At 43.6% G+C, this 12816-nt stretch carries 13 protein-coding genes; all 13 read right to left on the bottom strand.

Features of this window, described 5'->3' with window-relative positions; translation table 11 throughout:
• Nucleotides 1-4 precede the first annotated feature (4 nt).
• The 13 genes from DQN70_RS06770 to DQN70_RS06710 all read right to left on the bottom strand — a co-directional run bounded on the left by DQN70_RS06770 (nt 5) and on the right by DQN70_RS06710 (nt 12419).
• Complete coding sequence (locus tag DQN70_RS06770) at nt 5-841, bottom strand: undecaprenyl-diphosphate phosphatase (protein WP_023939440.1); 837 nt, start codon at nt 839-841, stop codon at nt 5-7.
• Between the two features lie 117 nt (nt 842-958).
• On the bottom strand, nt 959-1204 hold the full coding sequence (locus DQN70_RS06765) for a DUF3098 domain-containing protein (RefSeq protein WP_023939441.1): 246 nt from the start codon (nt 1202-1204) through the stop codon (nt 959-961).
• 56 nt (nt 1205-1260) lie between these two features.
• Entirely contained in the window at nt 1261-2142 is an 882-nt protein-coding gene (locus DQN70_RS06760; protein ID WP_023936726.1) for a cell division protein FtsX, read from the bottom strand.
• A gap of 60 nt (nt 2143-2202) precedes the next feature.
• Nucleotides 2203-2934 (bottom strand): ABC transporter ATP-binding protein, encoded by a 732-nt coding sequence (locus tag DQN70_RS06755; protein ID WP_023936728.1) that lies wholly within the window; start codon nt 2932-2934, stop codon nt 2203-2205.
• 60 nt (nt 2935-2994) lie between these two features.
• Nucleotides 2995-3741: an MlaE family ABC transporter permease gene (locus tag DQN70_RS06750; protein ID WP_023939443.1), complete on the bottom strand. Its 747-nt coding sequence runs from the start codon at nt 3739-3741 to the stop codon at nt 2995-2997.
• 208 nt (nt 3742-3949) lie between these two features.
• Nucleotides 3950-4348: an HU family DNA-binding protein gene (locus tag DQN70_RS06745; RefSeq protein ID WP_262501282.1), complete on the bottom strand. Its 399-nt coding sequence runs from the start codon at nt 4346-4348 to the stop codon at nt 3950-3952.
• A gap of 569 nt (nt 4349-4917) precedes the next feature.
• Complete coding sequence (locus DQN70_RS06740) at nt 4918-6189, bottom strand: hemolysin family protein (RefSeq protein ID WP_023936736.1); 1272 nt, start codon at nt 6187-6189, stop codon at nt 4918-4920.
• A gap of 24 nt (nt 6190-6213) precedes the next feature.
• On the bottom strand, nt 6214-6852 hold the full coding sequence (gene lptC / locus DQN70_RS06735; protein WP_052115881.1) for an LPS export ABC transporter periplasmic protein LptC: 639 nt from the start codon (nt 6850-6852) through the stop codon (nt 6214-6216).
• Nucleotides 6853-6907: 55 nt separating this feature from the next.
• The gene (locus tag DQN70_RS06730; RefSeq protein ID WP_023936740.1) at nt 6908-8263 is read right to left on the bottom strand and encodes a tetratricopeptide repeat protein; all 1356 of its coding nucleotides are present in this window, start codon (nt 8261-8263) and stop codon (nt 6908-6910) included.
• Between the two features lie 74 nt (nt 8264-8337).
• A complete protein-coding gene (locus tag DQN70_RS06725; protein WP_023939444.1) occupies nt 8338-9654 on the bottom strand; it encodes an outer membrane protein in 1317 nt (438 codons plus the stop codon).
• Complete coding sequence (locus DQN70_RS06720; protein ID WP_023939445.1) at nt 9642-10397, bottom strand: type III pantothenate kinase; 756 nt, start codon at nt 10395-10397, stop codon at nt 9642-9644. The genes DQN70_RS06725 and DQN70_RS06720 overlap by 13 nt, the downstream gene beginning before the upstream one ends.
• A gap of 51 nt (nt 10398-10448) precedes the next feature.
• Nucleotides 10449-10886: a gliding motility lipoprotein GldH family protein gene (locus DQN70_RS06715; RefSeq protein WP_158441711.1), complete on the bottom strand. Its 438-nt coding sequence runs from the start codon at nt 10884-10886 to the stop codon at nt 10449-10451.
• A 123-nt stretch (nt 10887-11009) separates the two neighbouring features.
• Nucleotides 11010-12419, bottom strand: a complete 1410-nt coding sequence (locus tag DQN70_RS06710; protein ID WP_023939446.1) for a PSP1 domain-containing protein — start codon at nt 12417-12419, stop codon at nt 11010-11012.
• Nucleotides 12420-12816 lie beyond the last annotated feature (397 nt).

Here is a 12816-nt window from a genome sequence, read left to right as displayed (position 1 = left end):
AACCCTATTGCAAATTGAGAGGTATACCACAAAGCATGAGTATCAATATCAATGATCCCATAGCAATACGGTAGTAACCGAATGCACGAAATCCATATTTGGTAAGAAAAGAAACAAAGCCTTTGATAGCTAACAATGCAACAATGAAAGCCAAGATGTTACCGATCAAGAGAGTATCCATATGCTGCATAAATATCTCTTGCCCTCCTTCTTTGTACAGCTTGTAAATCTTTAGCAATGTTGCTCCCAACATTGTTGGTAGAGCCAGAAAAAAAGAAAACTCTGCTGCTGCCTTTCTGGATAGTTCCTGTTGCATTCCCCCCACAATAGTAGCCATGGAGCGTGACACTCCTGGCACCATGGCCAAACATTGATAAAGGCCTATAATAAGGGCTGAACGAGGAGTCGGCTTGGAGGAGTTGGATGAAGCAAACATCTTATCTACAAAAAGCATAAATACACCTCCCAATAAAAGCATCAAAGCTACAACCAGTACACTCCCAAGCATATGGTCTATGTATTTCTCAAATAGTAGCCCTAATATTGCTGCAGGTAAGACTCCTAAAAGGAGCAACCCATAGAAACGGAAGCGACTAAGCATACGAAGGACCGGCTGTGTCATTCCCGGAAGAGGCCTAAAATCAAAGAACCGTCTCCAATACAAGACTAAAACAGAAAGCATGGCTCCGAACTGGATAATCACTGTAAAAGCCTTTGTGTAGCTATCTGACTCCATTCCCATGAGGCCCTCAGCTAAAACCATGTGACCAGTGGAAGAAACCGGTAGAAACTCTGTAAGCCCCTCTACTATGGCTAAGATTATTGACTGCAAAACTGTCATAATCCTAAGATTACGAATGTGAAAACATCACTACACACGACTCCATCTTTCTTGAGAAAGAAAATGGGTCATGTATAGAGTATTTGTCTAAAAATGAAACTTCTTTCAACAATATACTTATTCTGGTCTCTCGGTGTTTTTCCTCGATGAATCGGAAGATGGCTTTGCCATAATAGCATAAGCCATGAGACTAAAGCCTGCGACACAGACAATAGGGGCTATCACGATGCGACGTGTGGAAAAAAGCTCGGGATTAAAACTAACACCATCAGTTGGCGCTCCTCCCGACATCAGCACAAAACCCAATACTATCAGCAGGACTGAGACTAACATGAGCAGATAATTCTTCTTGTTGTACAACATAAGTATTTCGTTAGTTAATAATCTGGAATATCCTCCCCAACAAAAGAGTAGGAGGCTTATATCAAATACATTTTACTGCCATCCATACGCACATAGCGTCTGGCAGCTCTGTATGCTGTGAATGCAGATACAAGGCTGCCAATCATCAGCAGAGTTACAGCAAGCATCCCCAGATCTCTAAGAGGAAGATAATTCCATAACATCGGTAATTGGTATTTGTCCAGAGCAAAAATGGCTGCGAGTAGGAGCAAACAGGCTAAGGTGGCACCAAACAGACCATCGAAAACACTGTGCCAAACAAATGGGCGTCGGATAAAAGCTGCAGAAGCCCCTACAAGAGAAAGAGTGCGTATCTGATAACGCTTGCTGTAAATAAGCAAACGGGTAGTATTGTTGATCTGTATAAAACTGATGATAAGAAGAACAATAGCCAGTATGAGCAATATGCGCTCTGTGGCCTTGATCTTAGTATGTACGGTGTGGAATAGATCTTGTCTGTAGGAGAGTCTCTCTACGCTGTCCCAAGCCCTAATTTTGGTGTCCACGATTGGCAAACTGTCCGGATGTGCATACTCGGACTTTACATAGACTTGCATCTGCGGTTGCAATGGATTGTAGCCCAATACCATTACAGGGTCTTCGCCCAATTCTTTTCCTAATTCCTCGGCTACTTCGTTGGCTGAGATGTATCGAATTCGTTGCACAAACGGCTCTCGTTCCATTTTGGTGCAGAGAGCCTTATTCTCCTCATCCGAATTCCCTTCTTTGAGCAGTATATTGAAAGCTATTTGCTCCTCTACTTCTTTCCGGATCGCATTACCAGCAATCTCTGCCAAGCCTAAGCAGCCGACAATGAATAATACCATAGCAATACTGATAATACATAACAGATGTGTATGATAAAATGCTTTTGAACGGGTCTTTTTATGTTTTGTCATTTGTCTTATTTCGATTTAGATAGGGATCAGAAATGAGATTCATTCTCATCAAGACTCCTTTCAGGCCATTTTGGCTGCATTGATAAAACTCAGCAATACAGGGCTGTCGGTCTCGTCTATGGTTGCACTGCTTCCTTCCCATTCCTTCTTGCCCTTGCGCAAGAAAATGATTTTGTCGCCAATCTTACGTACAGAATTCATATCATGCGTGTTGACTATCGTGGTTATCCCAAATTCAGCCGTCAGACCATGTATCAATTCGTCTATCGTAATAGAGGTTTTTGGATCCAAACCGGAATTGGGTTCGTCACAAAATAGGTAGCGAGGTTCGAGTGCTAATGCTCTGGCAATAGCAGCACGTTTCATCATCCCTCCCGATATATCACTCGGGTACTTATGGCGGGCGTCAATCAGACCAACTCGCTCCAACAAATCCGTGGCTCTATCCTTACGTTGAGCTTTGCTCATCTTAGAAAGCATTTCCATCGGAAAGAGAACATTCTCCATTACTGTCATGCTATCAAACAAAGCAGACCCTTGGAAGAGCATACCGACCTCCCTGCGAAGATTAAGTAATTCAGATTTCTGCATCTTCACCAAATCTCGGCCATCATACAGTACAGCCCCCGATGTCGGTTCTATTAAGCCTATGACGCACTTGAGCAGGACGGTCTTCCCTGCCCCACTTCGACCTATTATTAAGTTGGTCTTACCTGTCTCAAAAGTTATATTCAGGCCGTCGAGGACAGTTCTATCCTCAAATACTTTGACTAATTGTTTTACCTCGATCATGAACTCCCCACTGATAGATGACTAAATAAGTTTTGCAAGCTCCCCGGAAAGGTCACAATTCTAGGTAAGCAAGATATTGGTCAGCAACACATCGAAGAGTAATATTAATACACTAGTACTAACCACTGCATCTGTACTGGCTTTTCCAACCCCCAAGGCTCCTCCCTTTACTGTATACCCGAAAAAGCTCGCCACGGAACTGATTATGAAAGCGTATACCACAGACTTAATAATAGAGTAGAGCACAAAAATAGGATTGAAGAATAACTGCAAACCAAATTCAAAGTCACTTGGTGAAAGATTATCCACAAGTCCACAAGCCAAATATCCCCCTATAATTCCCATTCCCATGCTGATTATAGACAACACCGGGATAAATAGCATCAATCCTAATATCTTGGGCAGAATAAGAAAATTGGCGGAATTGATGCCCATAATTTCCATTGCATCAACCTGTTCTGTCACACGCATCGTGCCAAGCTCACTGGCTATATTCGAACCAACCTTCCCTGCCAATATGAGACACATGATAGAAGAAGAAAACTCCAACAATATGATCTCTCGAGTAGAATAACCTATGGTGAAACGAGGGATAAGAGGAGAAGTCATGTTAATAGACAGCTGAATAGTAATTACAGTGCCTATGAAGAAAGAGATGATCACAACAATCCACACCGAATCGACACCAAGCTTATATATCTCACGTATCAATTGTCGGAAAAACATACTCCACCTGCGAGGCAAAGCAAAAGTGCGCCCCATTAGGATGGTATACTCTCCTATTTGTTGTAATGCTTTCTGTCTCATAGGCGCAAAGGTAGTACTATTAGGAGTGTTTGACAAAGAGCAGAAGACAGCTCAAGAGTTCTTTTCTTGGGTCTTTTGTGGTAGAAACAATCAGGAAAAGAAGTGTCGAGAGAAGCACCTTCGACTTGTTTTTACAAACAAACATACAAAAGGCTGTCCCCACGAAAAGAGAGGGACAGCCTCCTGTGCTTATGCATGCGTAATTTTCTTACAGCTTAAGCCCGGCACCCGGCTTAAATTTAGCAACCTTGCGAGCCTTGATTATGATAGGCTTTTTCGTGGCAGGGTTAATACCCTTGCGCTCAGCCTTATCTACAACGGAGAATGTACCAAAGCCCAGAAGAGAGATCTTCAAGCCTTTGCGGAGACTTTCGATAAGAACTTCGATAAAGGCATTCACAGCCTTCAAGGCGTCACCTTTCTTAAGGCCGGACTTTTCTGCTACGGCAGCAACGAATTCACTTTTGTTCATACGTTTTACTTGTTGTAATATTAGACATCTATTTATTCCTCTTGTCAAAAAACGGCTCACTCTCCCAACGGATTTCTCCTCTAAGTTTCTGATCCAAAGAACCTCCGATGGATAGCTAACACCCCAAAAGTACATAATTTTCGTTTGCATACAAATTCATGACAATTTATTTTCTCTCATATATATTCCCCTCTCTGGATGCAACGATAACTTAAGAATGGAAAATGGAGAAGAAAAGATAGAGCAATGCTTGCTAAGAAGGCTTCGAGTACTTATAAACAACACAGCAAAAAGAACTTGAGCTTGTTGCACAATACAATATTCGCCACCTAATTGGGGCTGCGGTTATATACATGAGAGAAAGATCTCCGCTTTAGCCTTACCCTTATTTTACACATTCATTCTAAAATGTATTAACTAAGGTCATGCCAGAATGTCTGTTTTGATATAACATCTGGAAACTTATGCTGTATTTTCAATTTGTTTCTTCTCTATTCTCTATCTATCTCCCCTCTCAAAAGCAACCTCCATTTAGAAACTATTGGATAGCACGGTATTCGCTGTATTTTTTTTCGATGTCTGAGTTTGGTCGTATATGACAAGTATGCCTATCTTCTCAATCTCAATACCTTCAAGATTACTACTCTCTACAAAGTGTAATAAAAGGCAAGTTTAATTGTCATTTTGGAGCCTGTGCGAAGAACTTATCTATCTTCTATTTTGTCTTCTACAGTCATTTTGACCAGCACAATCTTTGTGCTGGTAGAATGCAGCACATCAAAGCGGTATGGAGCAATTGTTACCGACTGGCCATTGCTTGGTATATGTTGATAATGGTAGAGTATAAATCCGGCTATTGTGAGATATTCTTCGCTCTCGGGAAGCTGTAGATCAAACTGCTCATTGATGTCATCGATCTCCATACGACCACTGAAAACATAGGTATGCTCAGAAATCTGTTTAGACACTAATTTTCGTCTGTCGTGTTCATCTTCTATATCTCCAAATATCTCTTCTACAATATCTTCGAGAGTCACCATGCCAGAAGTGCCTCCTAGCTCATCTATTACAATAGCTATGCTTCTATTGCGCTGCATTAACTGCTTCATGAGTTTATTGGCATACATACTTTCCGGAACAAAGAGAGTTGGAACAACCCGCTTTTGCCAAGGATCAGGCTGAAACATCTCTGATGAATGGATATAACCGACCACATCATCGATATTTTCCTTATAAACGATAAGTTTCGAAAGGCCAGAAGAAGAGAATTTTTCTTCGAGAAGAGATTTATCCGCCCCAAGCTCCACTGCTACCATCTCATTACGAGGAACCATACAATAGCGTACCTGTACCTTAGAGAAGTCCAGAGCATTCTGTAGAATTTTAACTTCTGTATTGAGATCTCCGTCTCGATCATCCTCTATGTTTTCAGATAGATAATGATCCAAATCTGCTGTTGAGAAGCCAGACAAAACGCCCTCAGAAGAAACACCCGAACGTCCACCCACGAGTAGGAAAAACAATTTTGTGAGTAGAGTACATAGCTTAGTGATAGGGAAAAGCAATATATAGAAGAGAGAAACAGGCAGGGCGAATAATGTCATCATTTGGTTCGATTTTTGCCGAAACAAAACTTTAGGCAAAAACTCACCGGTAACGAGGATGAGCATAGTGGATAGTAAAGACTGCAGCAGAAGGACTAAAGCATCATTGGTTGAGACATACAACCTGATAGGAGTTTCGAGCAGTTGAGCCATTAGCAAGCCATAGACGACAAGCACTACATTGTTACCCACCAATAGAGTTGTCACAAACTCATCTGGTTTTCTGAACAATAGCCCCAGAATATACCCCACAAATCCATGTTCCTTGCGATCGATTTCCAATCGCAACTTATCCGAAGAGACGAAAGCGATCTCCATGCCGGAGAAAAATCCGGAAAGGAGTAGGGTTATGATGATGCCGATATAAATCATTTTGAATTAACCTGAGGATACAGACTAAGGCTTTTCCAATGGGTTCTTCTCCTCTTCTTTTTCTTTTGAATCCTCTTCTGGCTCTTGATAATCAACTTCTGCAGAGCTATTCACAAAAGAATAAGAACTAAGGTCTTGATTGGCTTCAAAAGACTGTCCGCGTAATACTCTGTCTGGAGCTTTGATATATACCGAATCAGGAGAATAAACCCGGGCATTGCGACTATCCCAAAACATCCGAGGAGCATAGAAATCTACTCCGGACATATTGCGAATATGTACATGTCCAACCAACTCCCACAACTCTTCTGAGGTATAGTTATAAGCTGTATCGGACGATACTTTGGCTATGGGTCTTTTGAGCGAATCGAATCGCTCAAAATAAATTCCCTGAGGGAAATACCAGTGAGGACGTTCTCCCTTGTCGTAGATACGCCATTCTTTCGCGTCCAATTTGTATTGGGTGAGTCCAGAGTCTGACACCAGTGTATGAACGTCATATGTACACATCATATACACTGTATCTAGTAACAAGTCTTGCTTACTCATCTCCAACTTACTGCCACCGCATCCGGGCAACAGAACAGACGCAACAAGCACTGCCCAAGTTACAAGAACTGGAGCAGTGCCTTTATATTTGAACGAATATCGTTGGTATTGCATTTATATAGGATCACTTCCCGAAGAAGAGAAAAAAACCTCCCATACGGAAAGATTCTTAGCGTATCACCACGGATTCGCCTATCCATCCACCGATATAGAAACTCTTTCCTTTTTCCAATTCAGGGTGCATGAATATGTCTGCAGCTGAGGGCAAGTATTGTCTGTATTGCCCAATCAGGCTGGCAGCCTTGGATGCCACACCCTGATCCATTTGGCGTGCACGTTCGAGCTTTTCTATAGCCAAGTAATAGACGCAGCGCTGTTTGAGTCTATCATCAGGGAAGAGACTGGAAGCGGAACTTGCAATCATCTGTCCGATATTCAACATTGCCTCTCCCATATTGGGGTCTTCGGCCATTGCCTTGTTGAAGAACTGACGAGCTTGCCCATAGCTACGCTGGTTCATATAGATGACTCCTATTGTGTAATTGCATGAAGCACGCATTTTGGAGGTCTTGGCCAAAGAGATCGCCTGCTGCAAGTAGTTTACGGCCTCAGTTGTATTCTTGTTGTCCAAGGCTTCCTTTGCCAATCCCATGGCTGCCTCTGCTGTAGGTTTAATCTCAAAGAGACTTTTGCTGGCCTTGATATACAGAGGAGAGTTTTCACAGCCCGAGATGCTCATCATAGACAACATCCCGGATAAGAAATCAGCATCTTTTTTCGACTCTTCATAGCGACCTGCATAGATTTTCTCCATCATCTCGCAACTGGCAAGTCCACTCTTGGCAAAAAGGTTCTCCATCGGATTTTTCAACGCCAGAATAGCCTGTTGTTGAGCTTCATCCGCTGTTTCCAACTGTTTGTCCAGAATATCATTTCCTCTCACAAAGTCTCTTATATAGGGCTCATACCAGGCCTTATCTTTTATGGCTTTGTTCAGGGAAGAGAAGACGAAATAGTACACCGTTTGAGGATCAGTCTGTTCCTTGTATTTGTCTACCACAGGGAGAGTCCAGCGATATATTTGATCATAATCTACTTGCTCTCCCATTAGAACAATGTAGTCCGTTATTCGAGATGCCGTGATCCAATCTTCTCCATATTTTCTATCACTGCCAAAGTATTTGATGCGATCGTCATACAGTCGCATCAGTTTGTCGATGATCAGCTTCTTCTTGGTTGGGTCTGTTTCTTGTTCAAACTGCCATTTGTAGATCTTAACACCATAGAGGTATATACTTTTGGTCGATCCTGGACACTCCTCGTAGGCTTTTTGCCAAAATTCCACAGCGTCCTTCATTGCACCCCCTTTGATATAGGAGGTAAAGAGGCTTATGTTTTGCAGACAGCGGACACTATCCTCCCCTTTGCCATAAGGAGTGCCGGAAGCTACTCCTGTTTGAGCCGAAGCAGCTACTGCGCCCGAAAACATAAGGGCAGCAGTAAGGAAAACCTTGATTGCTTTCATAACTATCGGATAATTTTTTGTGCTTTTATTTCTTTGATTCTATTCTTTGCTAATGCGATTATGCCCCGAGAAGATCAATTCAATTTAAGCTTTCGGAACCACCCCTCATTGAATGTCAATCCCAATGTCAAACGCAAGCTATGTTCGGAGATCATATCCTTATTGGTTGGGATTAGTCGATCATATTCCAGACTCATCTGCACAAAAGAGCGGCGATCCACAAGAGGGAAGGCTATTCCGGCAGAAAGTCCGAGCTGGTGATATCCTTCAGCTCCCTTGGTAGTGGGAAGTTTAAGGTAAGAATTGCCCAAACTGAGCCCTGCACGATAGCGCAGTTGCTTGGTGGAATGTATCTCTTCGGCATTGGGTATATATTGTCCTCCAATAGCTATTCGCCATTGATTCTGGTATTCACACTGTGACTTATAAAAAGAGGCATCACTCCATCGTCCATACTGCAGATCCACTCCGGCTATCAGGCGTGGCGAAAAATCCACGCTTACTCCTAATCCATACATTTCAGGAGCTGTATAAAGCCCTGTGCCACGAACTGTATCACCATGCAAATGCTCTACTATCTGCTGATTTGAGATCAAGAATTGCTCTGTAAAAAGCTTACTCTTGAATTTGACAGAGGTATCGTATGTCGCCCCAAATACGATTCGTCTGCGATTAGCAAGCTGCCAAGCATACTGCAGTCCGATTTTCCCCCTCAAGGCATCCAACTCAAGACGAGAACTGATCGTGGGATCCAAGGCTGTGCCAACCGAATAGGAAACACGACGACTATGATTGTAGGTGCCGAACAAATAGCTAAAGTTTGCTCCCACAGAGAGACCCTCAATCGGCTCTATTGCAGCTCCTATATACAAGTTGTTCAGGTTACCGGTTCCCTGGTAAATACGGGTATAATTTTGTTTGTCCAGCCCTTCAATTGGCTGCACACTTCCGTATTGATAACCGGCTGTAGCCAAAGGCAGTATTCCAAGACTTACTCCGGCATACTTGGTCACAGGGAAAAGCATTGTAGCATACTCGAAATTCCCAAGTTTGCGAGTACTGGAGTGCGAGCCTTCTTTGGCCCAATAGAATCCTGCAGATGCACCCAAATCGAAGATAAAGGTCAACGAGTCCACTGCTGAATAAGAAGCTGGATTCATTGGATTAACAGCCCGAGCATCTCTTATGCCGATACCCAAACCACCCATCCCTCGATTGGAAGCGTGTCCACTTGGGTCGAACCGTCCCAGCCCGAAACGGGTGTAGGGAGATTCCGAACTGTTACTTTGGGCCGACAAAGAGGCACAAACCAATAGTCCAGCTAATAAACACGTTGCCGGAAACACGGCTTTGGCAAATTGCCCTATTGTCTGTTCTATTATTCTGTACATTCCCGTATTTGGTAGTCTAATATGCAACTGAGACCTCGTAAAACGAGATCGTCAGCTACAAAGGTCTGATATTTTAGCTTTGTCTCAAAATAGGAAGCAGCTCCACCTGTAAGTAGCACTCTTATCTCTGGATGTTCTTGCCGCGCAGCCTCAATATACCCCTCCATCTCAAGTATGAGGCCTCTGACAACTCCCGCCATAATAGCTCCGGATGTATTGGTCCCCCATTGAGGAATGTTGTCCGATTCATGGATATGCACCAGGGGTAGACGTGCTGTATAGTGGTGCAACGAAGAAAATCTTACCTCCAACCCCGGAGATATATTTCCGCCGAGATACTTTCCTTGCGAAGAAATCCTTTCGTAGGTCACAGCCGTACCAGCATCTATCACAAGAATTTCCTCTTGAGGGAAAAGAGATCCGGCTCCGACCACGGCAGCAAGCCTATCAGCCCCCAAGGTTGTCCGATCGTAGTCTATCTCTATAGGGATAGGCATTTGATCGTTCAATACATGTAGGTTTTGGCAAAAGTGGCCTTTCAGATCCTCTAAGATTGGATCTTCTACTTGTGCCACAGAAGAGAAAATACAAGAGTGACAGAGCAGCTCTTCCGGAGAAAAGGTATTCTTTAGGCCGATGTAAGTCGAAGCCGACAGATGCCGAACTCCCACCAACTCCTGGTTCTCAAAGATTGCGACTTTGAGGTTGGTATTTCCCCTATCTATAATCAAACTGCGTTGCATCTACATTTATACACGGCTTGCTGTAAAAACTGCCAAGGGAACCAAAGGTAACTAATCTTCGTTATCCGATACATGGGGCGCATCCGGACATTGCCAAAAACGTATTCCCACTGCTTCCATACCGAGTAGAGCCACTTGTTGCAGTTGAGTCCGCAAAGACAAGCGATAGATACCCGACAATTCAAAATATCTGCCATCGAAAAGAGGGACGGATAGTTCTCTCTGAGCCAATCCCTGCCCTTTCCAATGAAGAGGAGAAAAAGAGAAGGAGGGAGTGACACTATCAGCCCAAACAATCTTTTCTTTGAAGTCATGCAAAGAAGCCACAAGGGCTATATGGGTGTACTTGTAATCATTGTTATGTCTTAAGAGCAGCTCTGCCGAGTAGCTCTTGCTACAATCTGGAATCAACAGCTCAAAATCGTAGTTCTTACCGGCTTCCCAACGAGAACCTTCGATCTGCTGAAAGCGGATGTATTCTTGAGGCATAGGGTTATGCACACAAGAGAGCATCCATCCACCGAGACACAGTATTCCTAACAGCCTCCTCCCGATACGACACATATCACCACCCGACCTGATCAAGATATTGTTCGCTAACGCAACTCTCCATTAATTCCGCTGTCCATAGCGAGAATCGGATGGTACTGCTGCTGACTGTTCCGGTTTGCTCCCAGACATTGCGCCAATAGCTTCGCCTCCGACTTTTCTTACAGGCCGCCTGTTTCTTCCTCGTCTGTTATCCGCCATTCTCATTTGGGAGGGGAGATCGGCTTCAACCCGCTTGCTTGGTTCGAAAGATTTATTGGATTTTGGCTTTCCATTTGAGCGCACTTCGCTCGTCTCTTGTTCGGATTTCTGCGTATCGTTTTTTGAAGTATCCAGATTGATAGAAGAATTATGACCCAAAGAAGAATCTTGTGGCTTATCTGTACGCTTACGTTTACGCTTGCGTTTGGCACTGTCAAAACGAGTGAGACTGTCATCCAAAATATCGGCAGAGGGTTGTTGTGCGGATTTCTGTTTGTTGTCGTTCTCCAGTGTTTTGGGGATCTCGCCTCGTTTGTTCTGATTCAAAATGGCAAATGCTCGTTCTGCTGGGATCGTAATCAAGTCCGAAGGATTATTCTTTTGTTTGGAATAAGAAATCTCACGCTTGAGAACGTCCGTCTTGAAGTGGTAGTAAGTACCTTCCTCGGTCTCCAGTGTGAGGTCTCGGTGTGGCAACCTACGTTTGGCTTCTGCGTACACATCGACCTCGTGATTGAGACAACACTTCAGTTTGGCACACTGACCGGTAAGTTTCTGCGGGTTCAGTGATAGATCTTGTAGTCGAGCGGCTGTGGTGCCAACAGAAACAAAGTTGTTCATCCAGGAAGAACAACACAAGGGTCGACCACAAGAACCAATTCCTCCGATGCGACCGGCTTCCTGACGGGCTCCTATCTGCTTCATTTCGATACGCACCTTGAATGCATCGGCCAATACACGTATTAGTTGGCGAAAATCTACTCTACCGTCAGCGATGTAATAAAAAATGGCCTTCGTACCGTCTCCTTGGTACTCCACATCGCCGATTTTCATCTCCAAGCCCAATTCTTCTGCTATACGGCGAGAACGGATCATTGTGTCATATTCGTGTCTTTGAGCCTCTTTCTGTTTATCCAGATCGCTCTGCTCTGCCAACCTTAGGACAGATTTAGGCCCCATTCTCTGCGTGTCATGGCGATGACGACGCATGGCGGAGGCAACCAAAGGGCCGGTGAGTGTGATCATCCCCAAGTCGTAACCGGGAGAGGATTCTACCACCACCTTGTCTCCCTTACGCAGCTTCAGCTCAAAATTGTTAAGATAGTATCCCTTGCGAGTATTCTTAAATTGAACTTCTACATATTCTCCTCCCGATTCTGGAATATCATTCAGCCAATCGTATGTGTTAAGAGGTGCTTGGTGAGTATTTCGACAACCCTCGGCTGTCATACCACGAGAGCTATCGCCATTATTTCCTTGCTTGTAATCCATATAATAGTAGTAACATTGATATGTAAAGTCACCCCATCCCTTATATCGAGGAGCTACTGCAACACCTTACACTGGGCATTTGCATTTGTCTTGGAGGTTATTCTCGGCTGACATTTGACCTACCACATGACTGGCTACAACAAAAGCAGCCATAGTCAAAAGGCCTCGTGCGGCAATCTTCCCTTAGTCTTATGCAGGAGATGACAATCGCACAAAGGTAAGAATTATTAGAGGCCTTCGTGAGATCCGAATTATAGAGATTTGTCTCTCAAACATCATCCAAGAACAAAGGTCTTCACTTGTCTTATCACCTCAAAAAGGAGATTTGACAGACACAAAATGAACTTGAAAAGGGTAAAATTTCTACATTCACCGAGTGAACAGTTATTACCCAGAA

This window comes from Porphyromonas crevioricanis, assembly GCF_900476255.1.
GTDB classification, from domain to species: Bacteria; Bacteroidota; Bacteroidia; order Bacteroidales; family Porphyromonadaceae; genus Porphyromonas; species Porphyromonas crevioricanis.
The sequence above is the reverse complement of the archived record's forward strand: the minus strand, read 5'-3'. Positions and strand labels throughout refer to the sequence as shown.